The sequence below is a fragment of the Clostridium sp. CS1-1 genome (assembly GCF_056135525.1).
In genome coordinates, this window is sequence record NZ_CM148680.1 from 3,899,622 (window position 1) to 3,923,413 (window position 23,792).

Genomic DNA, 23,792 nt, shown 5'->3' on the forward strand with positions numbered 1-23,792 from the left:
AGATTCTTAGTTTTTCGTAAATCCTGAGCTTTAGACTTCTTAAAAATATTTAACGTACCGAAAATTGGTATTATTTCTCGGAGGATAAGTCTACTTTCGGTGTTGCTTATCTATATAGATACCCAAATCCAAAGCTAGACTAACACACTGGGATATATTAGTAATTCTTCTGCACTATAAATACTTTTAATTCGTCTAAAGCTCGGCTAAAAGAAAAAGCTAAGAACTTCGGCAAACTCGCTGTCGCTCAGACAGTGTCGAAGTTCTAAGCTTTTCCTTCTAACCTCGCTAAGACTCACATAAAAGTATTTAAATGTGCTTCAGAATTACTAATATATCCCTCCGTATAAGTCTAGCTTTGTGTTATTTTATCAATAAACTGACAGCTTTATTTTATGTTATTGTATGTCATTTAAATCTACACCAGATTGCTCCATAAGCTGAAGAAATTTTTGGACATCTATTTCTAAACTTAACTTGGTAAATAAATCTTCTTTTTCGGTATCAGTAAGCTTATCTAAAAGTGGATAAATTTCCTCTAAATCTTTAGTAGGATCATAGTTTAAGTCATTTAAAGCTTTTTTCATAGCATCAGAAAACTTTTGAACTATAATTTTTTCGTTATCTGTAGACAACTTTGGTATAACAACATCCAGTTTCTCTACTATATTACCTAATTCCTTCATTATTTCTTCTTGTAATTTAATCATTTCAGTGATGCTTGTCTCAATCTTAGTTACAACGGTTTCAGGAACTGCAGCTTCTCCACCCAGTGCTGTAACACTTGTACCTTTAGTATAGTGTAGCTTTAAAAAATTATCTGTTGCTTCAGGCACTTCTTTATTAGTTAATATTATAGGTGAATAGGTCTTTGCTGCTAATGCTGAACCAGATAAAGCATCTGCAAACTCTCTTCCTGTTGGGCCCTGTCCTTGGACTACATATAGATTATTAAAATTTAACTTATCCCTAAACTGTGTCATTACATTAACATTTGTTTCAAATCTATTATTTCCACTAAGTCTTATAGCATTTCCACCTACCTGTGAGGCTGCATTCTCACTTATTACTCCAGTTCCACCTACAACATAAGATTCCTTTATAGAACTTTTTATACTCTCTAAGTAATTCTTAACGCCTTGAGGAAGTTCCTTGTCGCCAGTTAATAATATTGGCATGCTTTCTTTAGCGGCTATAGGGGCTATAGATAGCGCATCTGCAAACCCGGCTCCAGATGTCACTACTACCTTATCTACATCCCCAAGCTCTTTTGCCACAGCTACTGAAGTTTCGTATCTATTATCTCCACCTAGACGTTTTACATCATTTACTAAACCCTTTAAATCATCTTCAGCAACTTTAGAAACTGAACCTTCTTTTCCAATTATGAATGCATGTTTTGCGCCTAATCTAGCTATTTCCTTTTTTATATTAGAATCCAACACTCCACCCGATGTTAATAATATTGGTGCCTCATATTTTTTTGCCAGAGGTGCTGCACATAAAGCATCTGGGTAGTTTTCGCCACTTGCAATAACCACATAATCTGATTTATCCCATCCACTTTTTGAAATTGACGCAGATGTTTCATATCTATTTTGACCCCAAATTCTTGCAGATGCTGCACTAACTGAATTTGACATTATTCCACCTAAGGAAGCTGTTACAAGTGCCGACAATATTAACGTTTTTATACTCTTCTTTCTTTTTAACATAAATCAATCTCCTTATATTTAAATTTTATAACTAATATACATATTAGGAAAACACTTAAGATAGTTAGATTTGCAAAGACATGTAAAAACTTGTGCGATAGATTTTTTTGGTTCCATTAACTCGATGTACTTATTGTATCTAGTATTTGTCCTACTTTCAACACCAAAATTATGCTAGTTACTCAATATATAACCATTTAATACTATATCATAGCAAAAATATTACTGTTTTAGTCATATAATCTACTGCATCTCCCCTTAATAGAATGTTAATAAAATCAATATTATCTTCTCTATTTTGGAATCCTATTAAAAATAATAGATAGATATACAAATTTTATGTTAAAATATGTTTGATAAAATCTAATGATTGTATATAATATATATGTACTTTATTAAAAATGATTATTGTTCACTAATATTATTAAAATACATAAGATAGTATATTCTATCAATTTTATATACGACTAGGAGGCCAAATAAATGAATGACATAGTATACATAACAGGACATAAAAATCCAGATACAGACTCTATTTGTTCAGCTATCTCTTATGCTGAATTTAAAAACAAAATGGGAGTAAACGCCGTTCCTATAAGACTCGGTGAAGTTAGCAGAGAGACTCAATTTGCACTTGACTACTTTGGAGTTAAAGCACCGAAGCTAGTAGAAACTGTAAAGACTCAAATTGCAGACCTTGATATCGATACTGTTACGCCAATTGCTCCAGAAACTTCATTAAAAACAGCTTGGTCAATGATACGAAAAAATGATGTAAAAACTGTTCCCGTTGTTGATGATGAGGATAGACTAGTTGGTCTTGCTTCTCAATCAAATCTAACTTCATCATACATGGACATATGGGACACTAATGTAATCGAAAAAAGTAATACAAAACTTGAGAATATATTAGATACTCTATCAGCTAAATGCATTTATGCCTCTGAAAAAGATCCTAAGTTTGCAGGAAAAGTAGTAGTTGCAGCAATGGATCCTGAAAGTGCTGAGGAATTCATAGACTCAGGTGATATGGTTATTTGCGGTAATAGAGAAGATGCTCAAAATGTTGCGCTTAACCAAAGCGCTTCACTAATGATAATAACAGGTAATCATTTAGTAAGTGATGAAATATTAGCTAGAGCTAAGGAGATTGGATGCTCAGTAATTGTAACCCCTTATGACACATTTACTTCAGCAAGATTAATACCTCAAAGTATTCCAGTAAGTCATGTAATGGCTAAAGATAACCTTGTATCTTTTAAAACTGATGACTTAATTGATGATGTAAGAGAAGTAATGCTTCAAACTAGATACAGAAGTTATCCAGTTGTAAACTCTGATAATAAAGTTGTTGGAAGTATTTCAAGATACCACTTAATTTCTAAAAATAAAAAGAAAGTAATTCTTGTAGACCATAACGAGAAAGCTCAATCAGTTCATGGTATAGAGGATGCTGAGATATTAGAAATAATTGATCACCACAGAATCGGAGGCGTTCAAACAGGATCACCTATATACTTTAGAAATGAACCTGTAGGATGTACTGCTACAATAGTTGCTTCTAGATTCTTTGAAAATGGTATAAGACCATCTAAAAAAGTTGCAGGCCTTTTATGTGCTGCTATTATTTCAGACACATTACTATTTAAGTCACCTACTGCAACTGCTACCGATAAACTTATAATAGATAGGCTTGCAAGTATAGCTGATATTGACCCTGAAAAGTTTGCTAAACAAATGTTTAAGGCTGGTTCATCCTTAGAGGGAAAAACACCAGCTCAGATACTTAATCAAGACTTTAAACCTTTTACTATGGGCGATATTAAAGTTGGAGTAGGTCAAATTTCAACTATGGATACTGAGGGTTTTGAAGCCGTAAGAAAAGATGTTGTTGAATTAATGGAAAAAACAGCAGCTACTGATAATTATGGATTAGTTCTTCTTATGGTAACAGATATATTAAAGGGTGGTTCAGAAATTATAGCTATTGGAGATCATAAAGATGTAGTTTCAAGAGCCTTTAACGTCACTCTTGATGGCAACAGTGCTTATGCACCAGGACTTCTTTCAAGAAAGAAACAAGTTATTCCACCACTAACAGCAGCAATGACTTCACAAAAGTAGGAAAGTGTACATTAATCTAGGTTTATCAAACTATTTGAAGGTTAGGTTCACAGTATTTCGTCTAAGTATAAAGTTAGATGACAGCTAACGTTTAGGATAATAAGACAAAGATTAAGAGAGTGCTTTTTTAGAAGTACTCTCTTAATCTTTAAAATTAATTCATAAATATCTCTTATCTATACCTATTTTTATAGGTTCAATCTATTATTTACTATATCTTAAATTTCTGAACCATTGTATTAAGCTTTTCCGCAAGTATTGCTTGGTCTTGTGCTGATTCTGCTAGCTCTGCTACAGCCATAGTTGTTTCGCTTATAATGCTTGTTATTTCTTCCGATCCTGAAGCAGATTCCTGAGCTGTTGAAGCTACATTTTGTACAGCACCACTCACTTCCTCTATAACTTCTAGCATTACCTGAGTTGCAGAATCAATGTCCTGTGCCATATCTTTTACAAATTCCGCATCTTTTTCATACTGATTTCCAGCTTGTGCAAAAGCTTCATAGTCATCCTTAATATCTTTACCTATAAAGCTTATAACATCATCTGCATTTTTAGAAAGATTATTGAATGCTACTTGAACTTGTGTCACAATAGCTTGTATACCTGATACAGTTTCAGCTGATTGTTCTGCAAGTTTACGAACTTCATCAGCAACAACTGCAAATCCACGTCCTTGTTCACCCGCTCTTGCTGCCTCTATTGCTGCATTTAAGGCAAGAAGATTTGTTTGTTCAGCTATGGTTGCAATCGAATTTGCCATAACTTTAACTTCATCCACAACCTTTCCCTCTTCAATAGCTTTAAATATATTAGCCTGCTTTTCGTGATAAATTGTGTTCACCATTTCTATAGCTTTATTACTTTTTTCTTTAACAGAAATAGCACGCAGACGTATCTCCATCGAAGAGTTATTTAACTCACCAGCCTTTCTTGTGAGTTCACTTGTTGTTGCTCCAATTTCTTCTGTAGCAGCACTAACCTCCTCTGTTGTAGAACTTAAATCCTGAGCACCCCCAGAGATTTGTTCTATGGATTGTTCTACAGTTTCCATTTGTGATGCAATTTCTTCTGTTGTTGCAGATAACTCCTCACTAGTAGTACTAATATTTTCTGCGCTATTTACTATTTCTGCAATTAGTCCTCTCATATTTTCTCCTGCTTTATTTAATGCTTTAGCCATACCGCCAATTTCGTCCTTAGTATCAATTTGTATTACAGTAGTTAAATCTCCGTCTCCCATTGTTTCAGCATAATTTAATATTTTCTTTACATTTCCTGAGAGCATAAAAGATATTATTAAACCTAGTGCTATTGCAATAATTAATCCTAGTGCTATTATCATTACTATAAGGTTAAGGGAAGCTTTATATGTGGATACACTATTTTTATAGTTATTACTAGCTAGCGTCATATTTAAATCCACTTCTTTATCAAGAATTGCAAACATACTATTCCTAATTTCAGAAACCTTTTGTAAAATTTCTGTTGCATCTGAATACTTATTATCCTTCACAAGTTTTATAAGTTCTGCTCGAGCAATTCTGTATTCTTCAAGAAGCTTTTCAAATTCAGCAAACTGTTCCTTATCTTCAGCCGTAGTAATGGTTTTCTTATATTCCTCTACAAGTTTTACATTTTCGTCTTTCAGCTGATTTATTTCACTTTCTATCTTCTCTAGGTCTCCCCTATTTTGGGGATCAAGAATAAGTAGCACATCGGCCCTAATTTCTACTAGATTAGTCTTAATCCTATTTATATCGTTTACCCCGATTAAATCTGTATTATACATGGAAACTACATTTGAGTTTATTTTTCTCATGTTTAGAACACCAATAATACCAACTACACCTATAAGCAACGCTACTAATAAAAAACATGATATTAGCTTTTGAGCTATTTTTAGATTTTTAAACCAAGACATATGATTCCCCCTACTTATTTTTTAGTTGTTTGTTAAGCAATTTAATTATCATTATAGATATACAATGTAAAAGTTTAATTTACACTTGTTGCAAACCACTAATTCCACATATTACTGAAAAATTTAAAATTTGAACTTGTATATCCATATTCATATTTGAATTTCACTACATTGAATTACAAATATGTGTATATTATATCATAACTATAGTTCAAAATAAGGAGGATTTTTGTATAAAATCAAAAAAATTTAAGGTATTTTGTATAATAATAAAATAAAATCACTAATATTTAGCATTCTGCCGTAGTAATTCTTAATTTGTTATTTTCTAACAAGTGATTTGTTTTATCAGCCAATAGGACATATTGTATTAAAATAAAAAACATATAAAATTGTGTCTTATTATTCTTAACATATGATAATAAAACACAATTTTATATGCAAACTCTTATAGACATTATATTATTAAATTTTGCTATATATGTTCTCTACGCGACATAAGGTATATCTATACCCTATGATAAAAATTTATCCACCATCCACGCGTAATTTAAGAAAAAGATAGAATTAAAATAAAAATTTACAACTGTAACTAGTGTTCGGTTTATAGTGTAGCGTCAACCTCAAGTAAAAGAATACAGACTTTTATACTAACGAAATTGAAAAAATCTATTTTTAAATTTGAGTTAGCGCTAGATTCTGTTCTTGAAGCAAGGGCCGACGTACCACTATAAGCCAGACTTTCAAACCTGCTATATTTTACAATTAAGATACTTTGTTTTGCTACCTAGTCTTCTATTTCACTTACATCTACTTTCTTCATTTGAGTATAATTAATATCAAAATTCTTCATCATACCTGGTAGCTCTACTTCTTCCATACTTTCCATAGGAGTCATCATACCCATCCTCTGATCTTGCATTCCCATTCCAATTGGTGGACAGCACGGATTATTCATCATAGGCTTTTGCATTTCCGTTTCCATAACTTGTGGCTGCATCCCTTGCATTGGATATGGCATTCCCATCATTGGATTTTGCATTTGAGTTCCCATTACCTGTGGCTGCATTTCTGGCATTGATGGTTGCATATGCATCATTGGGTTTTGCATCTGAGTTCCCATTACTTGTGGCTGCATTTCTGGCATTGATGGCTGCATATGCATCATTGGATATGGCATTCCCATCATTGGGTTTTGCATTTGAGATCCCATTACTTGTGGTTGCATTTCTGGCATTGGTGGCTGCATATGCATCATTGGACATGGCATTCCCATCATTGGGTTTTGCATCTGAGCTCCCATCACTTGTGGCTGCATTTCTGGCATTGGTGGTTGCATATGCATGTGCATCATTGGACATGGCATTCCCATCATTGGATTTTGCATTTGAGCTCCCATTACCTGTGGTTGCATTTCCATCATAGGGTGCATCATGTCTTCCATCATAGGAGATACCATATCATCCATATCAGTCTGTTTTTTATCCTCCTGCTCCATCATAGGAGATATCATATGCATGTGTTCCATATCATGCATACCACAACCACACATTGGCATATGTTGATGCATCATCATAGGGCACATAGGCATATGATGCATACCCATCATTGGACATCCATGCATAGGCTGCATCATATGCATATGCATTTTGTCATCACTTCCACAACATTTATTTCCCATTAATTACTCCTCCTAAAACATAACATACAATACATTATATGTATGCATAGGCCATATGTTTACAAAAATAAAAAATAGGAAGATAATCTCTTATCTTCCCTTCATACCATTTATAAGGCCCCACATTTCATCAGCTGTTTTAAGACCTCTTGACCCAAGCTCAAAAGCTCTTTGGGTTACTATCATATCAGTCATTTCCTTTGCAATATCAACATTTGACTCTTCTAAGAAACCTTGTCGTATATCTGCCTTTATAGTTCCATTCATCTGCACCCCTTGATTAGGTACATATAAGTTTTCACCTATAGAGCTTAAGGAATTTTGCCCTACTGTATTATAAATGTTTATCTTTCCAACAAGTACACTTTTTTGATCTAAATTATTATCTATTCTTAAATATACTTCTCCATTTTCGTTAATGGAAAAGTTATCCTGACTAAAAGTTACTCCAGAATCAAATAGCTGTGTTCCCTCTTCTGTAAATTCTATGTCTAGTTTATTTCCATTCTTATCAACAATACTACCGCCAGCATCTACATTAAAACTTCCAGCTCTCTCATATGCTTTGCTTCCATCTGCTAAAGTAACTCTAAAAAATCCCTCTCCATCTATAGCAAGATCAGTTTTAACTCCCGTATCTCTTAGAACTCCTTGACTATTATCTCTAATCCAATCACCAGCTTTAACGCCACTACCGGTTAAAGGCTCATTAGGATTATTCCCACTGTTTGGATAGCCCTTTCTATTTAAAGTTTCATAAACTAAATCTTGAAAATTTACATCCTCTCTTTTATAACCAATAGTATTTGTATTGGCAAGATTGTTTGAAATACTATCCAACTTACTTTGTTGTGCATTCATAGCACTTCTACTATTCCATAAAGCTCTAAGCAATCCTAATCACCCCTTTTTTATCTTACGCTTCCTACTTCATTTATTAACTTTCCTAAAGTTTCATCTAGGGATTGTACAATTTTTTGATTTGTTTCAAAAGTTCTCATAGTAGTTATCATATTGGTCATTTCATTTATAACATTTACATTCGATTTTTCTAATGAATTTTGTTTTATTACAGCATTATTCTCCATTGGATTCTCTCCTTGATAAAGGTTATCTCCAATCTTCCTTAAGCCACCGTAATCATTAAAATCTACGGTATAGATCTTATAAGCCTTGGTTCCATTAACAGTTATATTTCCATTGATATCAGTAGCTATCTTTGCATCACTAACGTTAATTGGTCCCAATTCACCTGTTCCTAAATTTCTGCCAAGTACCCTATCACCTGAATCATTTACCAGGAACCCCTCTGTACTTATATGAAAATGTCCATCTCTAGTATAATATTGTTCATTATTAGTTCCATTGTTTTTCTGTACAACAAAGAATCCTTTTCCTTCAATAGCAAAGTCTGTAGGTTTATCCGTTGCTTCAATAATTCCTTGAGTAAACTCAGTATTTACAGAGCCTATCTTACTTCCAAGACTTATGGACCCTATCTCATTTTTAACATTTTTTCCACCTACTACTTTATCGTAATTTTGTAATAGAACATCATTAAACTTCTTTACGGTTAAGTTGTCGCTTTTAAACCCAACAGTATTTGCATTAGCCAAGTTATTTGTTATTATATCTTGTCTTGCTTCCTGAGTTATCATTCCTGAAACTGAAGTATAAAGACTTCTTATCATTTGCTCACACCCTTATCATTTATTACTTTAACTTCTTCCGGGTACACCATACCCATACCTCTAGCTTTATCCTCAATTTGACTTTTACTCATCTGATAGTCGATTTTCACTCCAGCCATGATAAGTGTAGACATAATCATACCAATCCCTATGCCTATTAGTATCTTTCTATCGCTTAAAAAATCCAGTAGAGTCTTTACTTTACGTATAAATCCTTTATTAATAGTACTTCCCCCTTACCTATACCGATCTTTTCAGCAATTTCTTCTATACTTAGTCCTCTGTCTAACAAGTTTCTAATTTCATCTACTTTAGAAGTATTCACTTTATTATTCTCGTCCACTTTCTCATCGCTATTTAGCTCATTATACACATTTTTATTTTCATAACTATCTACTGTTACTTCTTTTCTTTCTAAAACTTCCTCTTGCTTCAAAATCTCTTCAGCATATTTAATATTTACTTCATAAGAATCCATACTATGAACCTGTTCTTTATTCACTTTGTCAGTATCTTGTTTAACATCTTTATTTATAAAATTACGCTTTAATTTGTTAGCTTTTCTAGAAAGTTCCTCTGTATCTGAGTTCTTGTGTATAAGCTCTATTAACTCTTTATTACCAAAACTGTCATTTATATCAAGTAAATTATTTTCATATTTATTTTTTTCTTGTTTAAAAACTTCTTCAGCTTTAATATCTACTTCTTCTTTATTTTTTAAGCTTTCAATCTCCTGCTGAAGCTCCAGTACAGTTTCAGAAAACTCTCTTCTAAATTTCCCAATCTCAATCTGAAAATCTGCCATATTCTCTTCTTCATTCTTTAACGCACTATTAAATGATCTCTTTTCTTTCTTAATTGCATTAACATTCAACACTATTAAAAGTGTCCCAATTAAAATAAGTGCAATTACAGTCATATCATTTCTCCTCGCCTTATTATTAATATGCTTTAGAGCAGCACCAATTACTGCTCAATATACTTAAGCTTCCCCATTGCCTTTCTTAAATTCATTATTGCTCTACTATGAAGCTGACAAACCCTTGATTCAGAAACACTCAAAACCTTCCCTATCTCCTTCAAGGTTAACCCTTCATAGTAATACAAAGACAATACTGTTTTATCCTTCTCGTTCAACAGTTCTAAAGCTTTTGCCAAATATTCTAACTCTTCTTTTTCTTCTAAGCTCTTTTCTGGGCTTGGACTTTTATCATCCTTTATAGTACCTATTAAAGGAATATCATCATCTTCCGAAAATATTAAGTCCTCTAAAGAGATTACTGCTATATAATTTATATAATTTTCTATCTCCATCATTTCCTTAATAGAAATCTGAAGTGATTCTGCTATTTCTGAATCAATAGGTTCCCTTCCAAGCTTTTTCTGAAGCTTATCAACTGCCTCATTATACTTATTAAGTTTGTCCATAGCACCTTTAGAAATAGGGCTGTTTCTTCTTAGTTCATCTATCATTGACCCTTTTATTCTTATGGATGCGTAAGTTGAGAATTTCATACCTTTTGTATCATCAAACTTACTCATGGCATCCATAAGACCAATCATTCCATAGCTAACTAAATCTTCGAATTCTATATATTTAGTTTTACCAATTATCACCCTTGAAGCTATATACTTAACTAATGGTATATACTTTTTAACAACCTCTTCTTTTATATCAAAGGCACCACCCGCTATTGCCATATACTAATCCCCCTTTGCCCCTTTTCTCATTTGGTCTCTCATTATTTCAAAAACTACTTTTACTATAATTTCTCTTGTTTTTCTATCTAGATCTATAAATGTTAAACCGCAAATAATCTTTGGATTCTTTCTATCATTTTCAACTCTTGCAACCTTTGCTTCCACAGTTATATTATCATTTTCAACAGGAATTGTTACCATTAAGATATTTCCCCGTTGTATTTTCTTCTCTAGCTTTCTATCAACAGCAACTCTCATTCCACCACCACTTATATCTAAGGTATATGCATCGAAAAAATCAATCTGATTATCGGTAATAGTTTCTATATTTTTTTCATTACGAACTAGTGCACAATAAACATTTAACATAAAAGGAACTCTGGCAAAATTCCTTCTCTGTATCATTGTTACCTTTTCAGGTCTTTTAAGCATTATCATCAAGATTCTGTCTATCTTTCTCCCTGTTACCACCGTATCAAACTTGTATATATCCTTGCCATAATAATACAATGCTGTAACGCTTTCACCTTTAGCTAAAGGCAAGTATTTTCCGTCATGTACTGGTATACTAATAGCTATATATTCGTCTGTTACGTCTTGAATATTACTTTTATATGACTCATCTTTGTAGTCTATTTCTATTTTACTATTGACCAAAAACTCTATCTTGACATCCATATGCTTTTACTCCTTATGCAAAAATATTAAATATCTTTTTAAATAAGTCCTGAACACTGCTTCCTTTTTTATTTGAATCTAACCCTAAAATTTTTTCTGCTATATACTCAATATCCTTTGCTGCATCTGATTTAGGATATTTTATTACAAAAGGTTCTTGTTTTCTTACTGCTTGAACAAGTTTTTTATCTTCAGATATTTTTCCTAAATAGTCTAACTTTATATTTAAAAACTTGGTTGCTGCATTGTTAAATTTATTAAAGGTGTATTCTCCTTCACTATCATCTATAGTTCTATTAATCACAACTTTTGCAGAATCTTTTATCTTAAAATAATTTACGGCTTTGAGAAGACTATAGGCATCAGTAAGAGATGTAGGCTCTGGTGTTGTAATAATTATTAGATCTTGACAACATGCTACAAATCCAAGTACTGTTCTATTTACTCCTGCACCTGTATCCATTATTATATAGTCAAGGTCATTTAAACTAGATAACTTTTCGATAAATTCATCTCTTTTCTCTTGAGAAACCTCTTCAAGCCTAGTCGTTCCAGTTCCACCTGGAAGAAGCTTTACCCCGTGAGGACCTTCAATTACTACTTCCTCTATCTTCTTATTCCCAAAGATTACATCATAAACATTATATTTAGGTAGAAACCCCATTAACACGTCATCGTTCCCCATTCCCATATCAGCATCAAATATAAATACTTTTTTATTCATTTTTTGAAGAGATATAGCTAAGTTTACTACAAAATTACTTTTCCCTACTCCACCTTTTCCAGAGGTTACAGTAATAATTCTAGGTCTTGATATATTAGAATTATGCTTATTCTCCTTTGCTTTTTCATTTTCTGCCAATTGTCTTAATCTTTGTGCCTGATCTAGCATATAATATCCTCTCCCAGTATAAGATTAGTTAATTCTGCTGAAGACATCACCTTTATATCATCTGGAACGTTTTGACCTGTAGTAGCAAAGCTTATTGGTTTTTGTGCACATTCTAATATATTTAATATAGAGCCGTAAGTGGAGGTTTCATCTAATTTAGTAATTATTACACTATTATAATTCAGCTCTTTATATCCATTAACTATTACTTCTATATCCTTATTCTTTGTAGTACAACTTATCACCAAATGAATATTATCTGTGTTTACTTTATCAACAAAAGCTCTTAGTTCTGAAATTTGCATCGTATTTTTACTGCTTCTTCCCGTTGTATCAATTAAAATCACATCGCAATCACTCATGCTTTCTACCGCTGTTTCCATATCCTTCATTGTAAATACTACCCTAAATGGTATATTCATAATATCAGCGTAGGTTCTTAACTGTTCTACTGCGCCAATTCTATAAGTGTCTATAGTAATTAGACCAACCTTCTTCTTCTCAATAAGTGCAAGTCTGCCAGCTAGTTTTGCAATAGTTGTAGTTTTTCCTACGCCGGTCGGCCCAACAAGTACTACTGCATTGTCCAGCTTAGCAGGGACTACCTGAATCATATCCGCCACTATTTCTTTGAGCCTTTCTTCTTCTGGTCTGCTACTCTCAGACTGACTCAGTTTGTTCAATATTTTCTTAATAGATTTATAATCTATGTCACAACTCTCTAGCCTTACTTCCGTTTTGCTTTTGCTTAAATCACCCTTTGCAGACATTGTGATCATTTCACTTAACATAGTTCTCATTTCTTGCATTTCTTTAATAACATCTTCATTTTTACTTTGAAAGTTACTCTCATTATCGATAGCTTTACTTTCCTTAACTTCAACTTTCTTGTCTTCGATTTTTATTTTATTGCTATATTTATTTTGTATCTCGTTTACTGTTTTATCTAAACTTACATCCTCTGTAAGCTTATTACTCATTAATCTTTTAATTGCCTCGATGCTTTCTTGCATATTTTCATTGCTCTCATCTTTATTATTGTCTACAGCGGCTGTAACTTCAAGTATTTTTTTAGAGAAAAATCCCCAAAATCCACCTTTTCTTACTTTTCTTTGACTTACAATAACTGCATCTTTCCCAAGTTCATATCTTATACGAGTCATTGCCTCATTCATACTAGTAACTCTATACTTTTTTATAATCATTATATTGAAATCACCCCTTCAGTTCTTATCTCAATATCATTTGGTATTTCATTTAACGACAGTACATTTACACTTGGAAATACCATTTCAATAAGTTTTCTAAATGCCGGTCTTACTTTCGGCGATACTAAAACTATTGGTTGATTTTCGTAGAAGTACACAGAGTCAAGCATATTTTTTATTGAATTCAATATTCTTCCTGTGGTATCTGGGTCTATAGCTGGGAAAGACCCCTGCATAGATTTTTGTATATTATTCGCTATTAAATCCTCTATTTGTGGATCTAGCGTAACTACAGTCACCGCACCATTCTCATCCACTAGAGGATTACATATGCTTCTTCCAAGGGCAAATCTCACATACTCTGTAAGTATCTCAATGTCTTTTGTAGTTCTAGAGTTATCTGCAAGTGATTCCATTATAGTTACCATGTCCTTTACTGGAACTCTCTCTTTCAATAAATTCTGGAGTACTTTTTGAAGCTCACCTATAGTTAAAAGATCTGGTATAAGTTCTTCAACTACTGCACTATATTTTTCTTTAACAGAATCAACAATTAGTTTTACTTCCTGTCTTCCTAATAATTCATAAGAATGATTTTTTATAGTTTCTGTTAAGTGCGTAACCATAACTGTAGTAGGATCAACTACTGTTAGTCCCTTTATTTCTGCCTCTTCTCTTTGATCTTTATTTATCCATAGTGCAGGAAGTCCAAAGGATGGCTCTACCGTTCTAATTCCTTGTATTTCTACTTCTCCGTTTGTTGGATCCATACATAAAAGCATACTTGGCATAACTTCTGATTTTGCTATTACTGTTCCTCTTATTTTTAACACATATTCATTAGTTTTTAACTGAAGATTATCTCTTATTCTAATAGGTTGAACTACTATCCCCATTTCTATTGCACATTGACGTCTAACAGAAGTTATTCTTTGGAGTAAATCTCCTCCTGTAGTTTCATCTGCTAGCGGGATAAGCCCATAGCCAATTTCTACTTCCATTGGCTCTACGGATATAAGACTCATTACATTTTCAGGTTCTTTACTTTCTATTTCAGTTATTTCTTGTTGTTCTATCTCAATTTGCTCTATAATCTTTTCCTTTTCTTCTCTATAAAGAAGGAAGGCCGCTATTCCACAAGCAGTTGATAGAATTGCAAAGGCTAAGTGTGGTAATCCAGGTATGATAGCCATGAACATAAGAACTACTGAAGCTATCCCTATAACCTTTGGAAAACCTGTCAACTGCTTTACTACTAATGTACCAAAGTTCTCATCACTTCCTGAACGGGTAACAAGTATACCTGACGCTGTTGATATTAAGAGTGCCGGTACTTGTGTTACAAGACCGTCGCCTATAGTAAGTCTTGTATACGTCTGTGCTGCTGTTCCTATATCCATCTTTAACATAACAACACCTAAAACTATACCCGCTAAAATATTGATTGCTGTAATTATAAGACCTGCTATAGCATCTCCTTTTATGAACTTAGAAGCTCCATCCATAGCTCCATAGAAGTCTGCTTCCTGTTGAAGCTTCTTTCTTCTTTCTCTAGCTCCAACCTCATCAATCATACCAGCATTTAAATCTGCATCAATACTCATCTGCTTACCTGGCATAGCATCTAGTGTGAATCTTGCCGATACTTCAGATACTCTACCAGCACCGTTTGTGATAACTATGAACTGTATTATTACTATGATTAAGAAAATAATTATTCCAACTATATAGTTACCACCAACAACGAATCCACCAAATGCCTCAATTACCTCTCCAGCAAAACCATCCTTAAGTATTAATCTTGAAGATGATATATTAAGTGCTAGTCTAAATAGTGTGGTAATTAAGAGCAAGGTTGGAAACACTGAAAACTGTAGCACTTCTGTGGTAAACAAGGTTAAAAGTATGATTACTACGGATATTGTTATATTAAAAGCTAGTAGTACATCTAATAACTTTGAGGGCAATGGTATTATAATCATAAGAACTATTGCTATAACCACAAAAGCCATTATTATATCAATGTTATTTTTCATACTAAACCTTTTTTTGCTACTTTCCAAAATATCACCCCTTTTTGAGTTAAGGGCTACAGAAGAGTACTTCATCAACCCTCAATTCAATTTTTTCCATATCCATACGTAAGATCCAAATTCAACACTACTTCTTCTTAAGCTTATAAACCAGCGCTAATATCTCCGCCACCGCCTGATACATATCCACAGGGATTTCCTCATTAATCTCCACCTGTGCATACATCATTCTCGCGAGAGGCTTGTTTTCAATAATTGGCACATCATTTTCTTTAGCCATTTCTTTTATCTTTAACGCTATGCTGTCAGCTCCCTTTGCTACAACTTTTGGTGCTTCTTGCCCCTCTGCATATCTAAGCGCCACTGATATATGAGTTGGGTTTGTTACTACAACAGTAGCTTTTGGGATTTCTTGCATCATTCTTCTCATTGCCATTTCTCTTTGTTTCTGCTTAATCTTACCTTTGATTTCAGGGTTTCCTTCTTGTTGTTTAAACTCTTCTTTTACTTCCTGTTTAGTCATTTTTAAGTCCTTATTATGCTGATATCTTTGATAAACATAGTCAATTAAAGCTATAGTTACCATTATCATAGTTATTTTAAAGAAAATGCTTACTGTAAGACTTCCTACTGCAGATACTACTGCTGCTGGTTTCAAGTCTCCTAATTTTAAAATAGTTACATAATTGTCTAATACGAATTTATAACCAACATATCCAACGATACCTATGATGATCACATTCTTTATTACTTCTACTACCGATCTCATAGAGAACATTCTCTTAAATCCATTTATAGGATTTAGCTTAGCAAAATCTGGTTTCAATGGTTCAAATGTAAAGAGCACACCTGTTTGAAGAAAGCTTGCAAGTACTCCCATAGCCATTATTGGGACTACTATTGGCAAGAATATTATTAATAATCTCCATATCACTATGAAAGATATTTTCTGTACACTGTTATAATCTAGTGACATGGTCAAATAATTATTTAAAAAAGTAATTAATGTACTTTTTAATGCATTTCCTGCATAACCACCTAAAGTTAATAACACAATAGTCGAAGATAATAGTGTAAGTGCTAAACCTACTTCTTTACTTTTAGCTACTTGACCTTTTTTCCTTGCTTCACTCTTTTTCTTTGGAGTAGCCTCTTCTGTTTTATCATCAGATGCAAATATTATAAGTAAGGGTATGGTTTTATAAAATCCCTTTATTGCATCTGGTAGTTCATGAAAAGAGTTTTCTATAACCTTTAAAAATATAGGAAGAGCAAAGGCAAAAGCTGAAAGTCCTACAAGTAGTTTTACTGGTAATCCAAGTATCATTACATTTATCTGTGGAACTGTTCTTGCAATAAGTCCCATAGTTAAATCTGTTATAAATATTATCAATACTATAGGTATTGCTATTTTCAACGCTATGCCAAAGTATTCAGCAAAAATTTTAAATATAAGTTCTATAGAACTTTGGCTTAAAAAAAAGTTTCCAAGTTTAATAACATTAAAGCTTTCCATTAATGCTTTTATAAGCATGTGGTGACCATCTACTATAAAAAAAACTACTAAACTAAACCAATACAATAACTGTTCTAGTAGTGTACTATTACTGTTTGAGGTTGGATCAAACATAGTCATCATCGAAAATCCAATTTGCATATCTATAAGGCTACCTGCTATTTTGACTGCTGTAAAACATAGGTTAACTATAAATCCTAATGTAAGTCCTGCAACTACTTCATTCATAACATTTATAAAAAAAGGTAAGTTATTATTTATAGTGGAAACATTAGAATAATCGATTCCTGGTAGTAAAACATAGCCCATAATTAAAGTTAGTCCTACTTTTACAATGTTTGGAGTACCGTTTGGGAAAAATACTGGAACTACTATGAAAAAAGCAAACATTCTTATTGTTACAAGTATTAGTGCTGTAAAATACAACGTATCTATCAATATTTTTCACCTCCGGATTTTAGAAAGCTATTGGCTAAAAGCTAGCCTCACATTTCATAAACAATCTATTGGGTTATGTGTGCTATATAACCAAAAATTCGCTCAGTAAAACTAACCAGCTGATGAAGCATCCAGTTTCCTGCTATAAGTCCTACCAATGCCACTGCAATAAGCTTGGGCACAAAAGTTAGAGTTTGCTCTTGTATCTGAGTAGTTGCTTGAAATATACTTACAATAAGCCCAACAATTATAGATATTAAGAGTATAGGTGCTGCTACTAAAATTCCCGTCTGAAGTGCATCTTTTATTATACCTATTACTAAATTCTCGCTCACTTAATTCACCTCACGAAAAACTCATAATTAACGATTTTACCATCAAGTACCATCCATCTACCATAACAAATAATAAAAGCTTAAAAGGCAGCGACACCATAACTGGCGGAAGCATCATCATTCCCATCGACATAAGCACACTACCAACAACTAGGTCTATTATTAAAAATGGTATAAATATTAGAAATCCAATTTGAAAAGCTGTTTTTAATTCACTTATCATATAAGCTGGCACAACAACATTAAGTGGAGCATTATCTTTAGTGACTTTATAATCTAACTTTGCTGCATCTATAAATAACTGAAAATCTTTTTGTCTTGTTTGCTTTAGCATAAACTCTCTCAGAGGCCTTGCTGCTTCGGCTATAGCTACGTCTTGGGTTATTTGATTATTCATATAAGGTTCTATCGCATTATGATTAATTCTATTATAAACAGGAGACATAATAAACACTGTTAAGAACAATGCTAGTCCAATTAAAACCTGATTAGGAGGTGCTTGTTGTGTTCCAAGTGCACTCCTTAAAAAGCCGAAAACCACTACAATCCTCACAAAGCTTGTCATCATCATAATGAAGGATGGTAGTAAAGAAAGAATTGTCAGCATTATAAGTAATCTTATATTTCCTACATACTGCTGTGGTGTAGTTGCATTATCTACTGAGATATTAATTTTAGGAATAGGAAGGGTCTCTGGTGCCGCATGAACTTTAGTTGCTAGAAATACTATTGATACAAACATAAAAGCTAATATTGTTATTAAGATTGTACTATTTTTCTTATTCATCTACACCATCCTTTTTTAACTTAAGTTTTTTACAAATATTCTCTAAGTTAGATGACGCACAAATACTTTTCATACCTGACTTCTGATAAAAATCTTTTAAGTTGTCATATTGCGGTATAGCTCTTAAAGCTTCAACCTTTAGCAACTCTTCCTTTTCTAATTCGGAAAGTATTTCAAGCTTGCCATTAGTAGAAGCCATTATATATCCTTTTTCACCTATCTTAACTACTAAAATGCTATTTTCTTTTGATATAGCTGCTCTCTCAAGAACTCTTATATATCTTCCATTTTGAATATCCTGAAGCTTACTTCCTCCAAATTTTACAGAGGCGTATATAAGTAAAAGTATAAACGGTAAAAATATTGCTATCTTTAAAAGCATCCACCAAAATTGTAAATCCATTTACACTCCTCCTTCTTTATTTGAAAAGCTATTGAACTAAAATATCGTAGAAATAAACGTTGTTTAATTGACCTTCTTTAAACATTAAATTTACCCTTTGAATAATTTCTAACTTAATATTATTCATGTTCTTAGGGGTTATATCTGCTGCTTTCTTAGTTCTTAAAATAGAGATGACTGCATCTCTTATAACTGGCTTTTTAGCTTCCAACTCTTCATCTAATTTTTTTTCGTTATGCCCAAGATAAATTTTTACCTTTAAATATCTCTTTCCATCTTCGTCGGCTAAGTTAACTAAAAATTCACCAAGTTCAAAAGTCTTTTCTGAAACTACTTGATCTAAATAGTTAGCATTCATTGCTGCCTGGGGTATTTGTTGTACTGCAATTTGTTGAGTAGTATGTGTAGTCTGCTTCGAGGTTTCTCCCCTGTCTTTTAGAAACATTGTGTATCCAAAATATCCACCAACACCAACTACAATAAGCGCTATCACTATTATTGCAATAATTTTGATTTTACTGCCGCCTTTTTTCTCCTTTTTATTTTCCATGCCACTTATCTCCTTTTATTGTAAAAAATAAATAATTATACCACAGTTATAATATATCCCCTATAGAATATGTAGCTTAATTCTATAAGGTTAAAAAATATTATACTTAGATTACACATTATTTTATATAAATTCTACTTAACCGCCGTCGTATCCATATCATATAATAATTATAATCAATTTATTTGTCTTTTTATAGATATCATTCATTGGACTATATTACATAAATAAACTTTGAATCTAAATACATACAATAAATTTACTGTTTTATTTTAAAAAGAGTACTTATTTATGGTCCACTGTAAATTTTTCTCTTATATTCTATAACTTTTCTAATTATTTCTTCATTAGATTCTTTCACTAAGTACTTCTTCCCATTAGTCAAAGTAATTACACTTTCAGGAATTTGTTCTAATTTTTCTATATGATCCGCATTTAATATATATTCTTTGCTGTCTAAACCTGTGAGTTTTATCATTAATATCCCACCTTTTTTTAGTTAAGACTTGAGAGCGAAGAGTTAAGGAAGATTAAAAATTTCCTTAACTCTTCATTCCTAACTCTTAGCCATAATATTATCTCTTCAAGTTAACCAAATCCTGTAGTATCTCGTCTCCAGTTGTTATTATCTTTCCATTCGCTTGGAAAGCTCTACTTGCAACTATCATATCAGTAAATTGTTCTGCTAAATCTACGTTAGACATTTCAAGCATACCTTGAAGCATATCTCCATACCCCTTGCTATTGTCAGTATCTGCCCCTATTCCACTTCTTACCACTGCTTCTCCAGAGTTTGCTGAGTTTTGGTATAGATTCTTTCCAAGCTTTTTAAGTCCAGCATCATTCTTAAAAGATGCCATTGCTACTTGTCCAAGTACCGAAACTGAACCATCAGATAAAACTGCTTTTACTAATCCATCTTTTTCTATAGAGAAAGATTGTACCCTTTTTGCATCTTCCCCTTCTCCAACAACATCTGGTATTACAAGTGGCACTAAACCTTTATCCGTATTTGCAGTAAGGCCTGCCGCATTAGCATTTTGGAAAGTTATAGTCGCTTGCGATGTAGGATCATCAACCTTATAATCTATTGTGGCCTCGCCTACAGTGTATCCTAAAACTCTGTATCCATCTGCAGTTAGCAAACTACCTTTACTATCTAAAGTGAATGAACCATCCCTAGTAAAAAATGTGCTTAAACTTGTCTCTTGTTCTGCATCAATACCGTTAGTATCTGTTAACGCTAAAGCTGCAGTATCACCTAATTGTCCTTTCGCTACCATGAAATATCCTGGTCCATCAATAGCAGCATCTAAATTTCTGCTAGTAGGCTGCATATTTCCCGTTTGTGTGCTAGTATCTATACCAGCTATTTGAACTCCAAGACCAATCTGTCTCCCGTTAACTCCACCAGTATTAATCCCTGGGCCTAATGCTTCTGAAACACTCTGGCTCACCATATCTTGAAATCTTATTCTCTGTGATTTATATGCTGTAGTACTTGAGTTAGCTATATTATTTCCAATTACGTCTAATTTCTTTTGATTAGCTTTAAGTCCACTAATTCCTGAGTACATCGATGGTAACATAATTTTTACCTCCAAATTTTTTTATTTTTACATCATTTGTTCTGCTTTGTTTCATTCGGTCCACAAAGCCAGCCTCCAAGTATCGGTCCAGCTGCTTATAAAATAACTACACTATCAATGTTAGTAAAGACATTCCCGGTACTATCATCCTTAGCCATTGCAGTAATAATAGTTCTGTTCTTTATTGAAGTAACTAGTGCAGTATCTTTGTAAAGAATCAAAGATTCTTTACAGTCTTTTTCTTCCGCTTTATTTATCCCATCATTTATATTCTTCATATCATCTTCATTAAAGTTTATATTTCTTTGCTTTAATCTTTCAGCTGCATGATTCGATATAACAAAGCTTTCTTTTTTATTAATCTGTTTATCTAATATATCCTTAAAAGAGTTTACAGAATTTTTTGTTTCTGCTCTATCAGTATTCTTATATGGCTGCAAATCAGTAGTTGAATGCAATTTACCATTAATAACTCTATATCCCATACAATCACTTCTCTCTGCTGCTCATACTACTTTATTTACCTTCTGTTGTCTGTGATGGTTCAGTTGTTGTGACACCATTAGTCGATGCCCAATAACTCATATCCTCAATACTAACCACATCATCCATACTAAAGTCGTGGAATATATCAACTAAATTGCCATCTTTATCTTTTTCTTGTCCAGTTAGCACACCTAGTTTAATGTCATCACCATTTTTAGATACATTCACTACCTGACCAACATACTGATTGCCCTTCTCATCAAGCTTTCTTAAACTTACCATTTTCCCAATAAGCCCATTTGCACTCGAAAGCTTCATACTTCCGTTTAAGTTAGCCATTTGCTCAAGTCCGGCAAACTGTGCCATTTGAGCTACATACTCGGTACCATCCTTTGCATTTGTAGGATCTTGATTTCCTAGTTCAGCTGATAATATTCTAAGAAATGCATTCTTGTCCATCTCCTGTCCTGGTTTTACAATTCTAGTACCTCTTGAAGTCTTAGTTGCATTAGCTTCATTGATCTTATCTAATAAACTTTTAGTATCTTGTGTGCTTCCAATAGTTCCTGCCATATTTTTACCTCCATTTAGAATAAAACTAAATTATTTATTTCCCCTAAGCCATTCTTAATATACGTTGAATACTCACTAATTGTTAAAATGAAATCATAAGAGTTATGCTAACATATCTACATTACTGTCCACTTCACTTAGGTTGTCTACTTCATTCATATCTTCACCTATAGCACCTATTTCACTTGTCTTTCTTTCTCTCTGGTCACCATTACTACTTCTTTCCCTACCATTGCCATTTTTAAAGAAAGTAGTATCTTCATTATAAATATTAAGTGTAAGATTTTGAATTTTTATATCATTATTCTGAAGTTTATTAGTTATATCTTGTAAATTTGAATTTAATAGATTATATGCTTCCTTATTGGCAGCAGTTATAGTTGCCTTCATAGCCCCACCATCCATGGTAAGGTTTATTATTACTTCTCCTAGTTCCCTAGGCATTATCTTAACTGTCAATTCCTTCATATCATTTGTCTGCATAAACTTTAAAGTTTTTATCATATCTGCATTAAATGTGTTCTTGTTTATAATTACTTTTTCTAAATCTGCTGCAACAGCCCCATTATCTACTTTCATGTTATTTAAATGGGACATAAAGCTAGTAACTCTAGATATTTTATCATTATCATTTGATAAAAGGTTTTTTAAGAAGCCATCCTCAGTTTTTGAATTACTACTAAACTTTGTGGAATCATCTTCGCTGTTCTCACCAACTTTACTTTTGCTAATTGCCGTTGTTGCTTCCTGAGAACTAAGATTCTTCGATACAAGCTTTAAATCTGATAATGCATCTTTTTGATCTTTTTCAGTCCCTTTTACATCTTTTAAGCTCTCTTTTAACGCTGCTGCAAGTTCTACTTGTATCTTTGCTAATAGATTTTCATTTTGCTTACTGCCTACAAATCCTTGATTAGATATTTTTTCAAACAATCCATCTATTAGCTTATTCTTTAGCTGTGCCTGGTCTTGAATATTTACAAATTCTTGTGGATTAGAATTTAAAATTTCTTTAATTTCATCTCCAATTTGAGATTTTAAATTGGAAAAATCCAAGCTATCTCCACTAAGATTCATAAAAGATAAAAGTATACTGATAAGCTTATCTGGTTCTACTTTTTCTTTTAAATCTTTTAAAGAATTTATCTTATCAACTTCTTCATCAGACATTCCAGACTTTTTTAATTCATCCTTTATTTCTTTTGGAACTGGTTTTGTACTATCATCATCTAACTTACTACTTGCTCTATTTTCTTGATTATAATTATCAACACTTCTTCTACTTTCACTTGAAGGATTTGCTACACTTTTAAAATCATTATTAATATTTTTCTTATCATTTCCATAAGATGCTCTAGCAAACAATTTGTTAAAAGAATCATAGTCTTTAGAAGTTTTAATATTGCTTTTTTGTGTAATTGCAGTGTTTATATTCATAATATCTACCTTCAACTGTTTCACCTCCTTT

General features: G+C 32.7%; 23 protein-coding genes. 1 reads left to right on the forward strand and 22 read right to left on the reverse strand.

All coding sequences use genetic code 11. From position 1 onward, the window contains the following. Nucleotides 1-398: 398 nt before the first annotated feature. The gene (locus tag AC0N0V_RS18380; RefSeq protein WP_474460099.1) at nucleotides 399-1,715 is read right to left on the reverse strand and encodes a cell wall-binding repeat-containing protein; all 1,317 of its coding nucleotides are present in this window, start codon (nucleotides 1,713-1,715) and stop codon (nucleotides 399-401) included. 483 nt (nucleotides 1,716-2,198) lie between these two features. On the opposite strand from AC0N0V_RS18380, the gene AC0N0V_RS18385 reads away from it, so the two are divergent. Next, a complete protein-coding gene (locus tag AC0N0V_RS18385; protein ID WP_474460101.1) occupies nucleotides 2,199-3,839 on the forward strand; it encodes a putative manganese-dependent inorganic diphosphatase in 1,641 nt (546 codons plus the stop codon). 211 nt (nucleotides 3,840-4,050) lie between these two features. Here AC0N0V_RS18385 and AC0N0V_RS18390 read toward each other — a convergent pair whose 3' ends face one another. From AC0N0V_RS18390 to AC0N0V_RS18490, 21 genes are all read right to left on the reverse strand, one after another. Next, a complete protein-coding gene (locus tag AC0N0V_RS18390; RefSeq protein ID WP_474460103.1) occupies nucleotides 4,051-5,763 on the reverse strand; it encodes a methyl-accepting chemotaxis protein in 1,713 nt (570 codons plus the stop codon). A gap of 787 nt (nucleotides 5,764-6,550) precedes the next feature. Continuing rightward, on the reverse strand, nucleotides 6,551-7,444 hold the full coding sequence (locus AC0N0V_RS18395; protein WP_474460105.1) for a hypothetical protein: 894 nt from the start codon (nucleotides 7,442-7,444) through the stop codon (nucleotides 6,551-6,553). 90 nt (nucleotides 7,445-7,534) lie between these two features. Next, nucleotides 7,535-8,338: a flagellar basal-body rod protein FlgG gene (locus AC0N0V_RS18400; protein WP_474460108.1), complete on the reverse strand. Its 804-nt coding sequence runs from the start codon at nucleotides 8,336-8,338 to the stop codon at nucleotides 7,535-7,537. 17 nt (nucleotides 8,339-8,355) lie between these two features. Further along, nucleotides 8,356-9,135, reverse strand: coding sequence for a flagellar basal-body rod protein FlgG (locus tag AC0N0V_RS18405; RefSeq protein ID WP_474460111.1), 780 nt, complete (start codon nucleotides 9,133-9,135; stop codon nucleotides 8,356-8,358). Next, nucleotides 9,132-9,269, reverse strand: a complete 138-nt coding sequence (locus AC0N0V_RS18410; RefSeq protein WP_474464632.1) for a hypothetical protein — start codon at nucleotides 9,267-9,269, stop codon at nucleotides 9,132-9,134. Before AC0N0V_RS18410 ends, AC0N0V_RS18405 begins: the two co-directional genes overlap by 4 nt. Before the next feature lie 62 nt (nucleotides 9,270-9,331). Next, a complete protein-coding gene (locus AC0N0V_RS18415; protein WP_474460114.1) occupies nucleotides 9,332-10,054 on the reverse strand; it encodes a DUF6115 domain-containing protein in 723 nt (240 codons plus the stop codon). Between the two features lie 47 nt (nucleotides 10,055-10,101). Further along, the gene (locus tag AC0N0V_RS18420) at nucleotides 10,102-10,836 is read right to left on the reverse strand and encodes a FliA/WhiG family RNA polymerase sigma factor (RefSeq protein ID WP_474460117.1); all 735 of its coding nucleotides are present in this window, start codon (nucleotides 10,834-10,836) and stop codon (nucleotides 10,102-10,104) included. Between the two features lie 3 nt (nucleotides 10,837-10,839). Beyond that, complete coding sequence (locus AC0N0V_RS18425; RefSeq protein ID WP_474460120.1) at nucleotides 10,840-11,514, reverse strand: flagellar brake protein; 675 nt, start codon at nucleotides 11,512-11,514, stop codon at nucleotides 10,840-10,842. A gap of 13 nt (nucleotides 11,515-11,527) precedes the next feature. Next, a complete protein-coding gene (locus AC0N0V_RS18430; RefSeq protein WP_474460122.1) occupies nucleotides 11,528-12,406 on the reverse strand; it encodes a MinD/ParA family protein in 879 nt (292 codons plus the stop codon). Next, nucleotides 12,400-13,611: a flagellar biosynthesis protein FlhF gene (gene flhF, locus AC0N0V_RS18435; RefSeq protein ID WP_474460125.1), complete on the reverse strand. Its 1,212-nt coding sequence runs from the start codon at nucleotides 13,609-13,611 to the stop codon at nucleotides 12,400-12,402. Before flhF ends, AC0N0V_RS18430 begins: the two co-directional genes overlap by 7 nt. After that, complete coding sequence (flhA, locus tag AC0N0V_RS18440; RefSeq protein ID WP_474460127.1) at nucleotides 13,611-15,650, reverse strand: flagellar biosynthesis protein FlhA; 2,040 nt, start codon at nucleotides 15,648-15,650, stop codon at nucleotides 13,611-13,613. Before flhA ends, flhF begins: the two co-directional genes overlap by 1 nt. 124 nt (nucleotides 15,651-15,774) lie before the next feature. Further along, nucleotides 15,775-17,601 carry a fused FliR family export protein/FlhB family type III secretion system protein gene (locus AC0N0V_RS18445; protein ID WP_474460130.1) on the reverse strand — a complete coding sequence of 609 codons (1,827 nt, stop codon included), beginning with the start codon at nucleotides 17,599-17,601 and terminating at the stop codon, nucleotides 15,775-15,777. Nucleotides 17,602-17,666: 65 nt separating this feature from the next. Next, nucleotides 17,667-17,936, reverse strand: a complete 270-nt coding sequence (gene fliQ / locus AC0N0V_RS18450; protein WP_474460132.1) for a flagellar biosynthesis protein FliQ — start codon at nucleotides 17,934-17,936, stop codon at nucleotides 17,667-17,669. Between the two features lie 10 nt (nucleotides 17,937-17,946). Continuing rightward, on the reverse strand, nucleotides 17,947-18,678 hold the full coding sequence (fliP, locus tag AC0N0V_RS18455; RefSeq protein WP_474464587.1) for a flagellar type III secretion system pore protein FliP: 732 nt from the start codon (nucleotides 18,676-18,678) through the stop codon (nucleotides 17,947-17,949). Between the two features lie 37 nt (nucleotides 18,679-18,715). After that, on the reverse strand, nucleotides 18,716-19,126 hold the full coding sequence (fliO, locus tag AC0N0V_RS18460; protein WP_474460134.1) for a flagellar biosynthetic protein FliO: 411 nt from the start codon (nucleotides 19,124-19,126) through the stop codon (nucleotides 18,716-18,718). Between the two features lie 28 nt (nucleotides 19,127-19,154). After that, a complete protein-coding gene (locus AC0N0V_RS18465) occupies nucleotides 19,155-19,676 on the reverse strand; it encodes a flagellar basal body-associated FliL family protein (RefSeq protein ID WP_474460136.1) in 522 nt (173 codons plus the stop codon). A 289-nt stretch (nucleotides 19,677-19,965) separates the two neighbouring features. Further along, nucleotides 19,966-20,154 (reverse strand): flagellar FlbD family protein, encoded by a 189-nt coding sequence (locus tag AC0N0V_RS18470; protein WP_474460138.1) that lies wholly within the window; start codon nucleotides 20,152-20,154, stop codon nucleotides 19,966-19,968. A 97-nt stretch (nucleotides 20,155-20,251) separates the two neighbouring features. Next, nucleotides 20,252-21,265 (reverse strand): flagellar hook-basal body complex protein, encoded by a 1,014-nt coding sequence (locus AC0N0V_RS18475; RefSeq protein ID WP_474460140.1) that lies wholly within the window; start codon nucleotides 21,263-21,265, stop codon nucleotides 20,252-20,254. 95 nt (nucleotides 21,266-21,360) lie between these two features. After that, nucleotides 21,361-21,750, reverse strand: coding sequence for a TIGR02530 family flagellar biosynthesis protein (locus AC0N0V_RS18480; protein WP_474460142.1), 390 nt, complete (start codon nucleotides 21,748-21,750; stop codon nucleotides 21,361-21,363). 31 nt (nucleotides 21,751-21,781) lie between these two features. Further along, on the reverse strand, nucleotides 21,782-22,324 hold the full coding sequence (locus AC0N0V_RS18485; protein WP_474460145.1) for a flagellar hook capping FlgD N-terminal domain-containing protein: 543 nt from the start codon (nucleotides 22,322-22,324) through the stop codon (nucleotides 21,782-21,784). A 102-nt stretch (nucleotides 22,325-22,426) separates the two neighbouring features. Further along, nucleotides 22,427-23,776: a flagellar hook-length control protein FliK gene (locus AC0N0V_RS18490; protein ID WP_474460148.1), complete on the reverse strand. Its 1,350-nt coding sequence runs from the start codon at nucleotides 23,774-23,776 to the stop codon at nucleotides 22,427-22,429. Nucleotides 23,777-23,792: the final 16 nt, after the last annotated feature.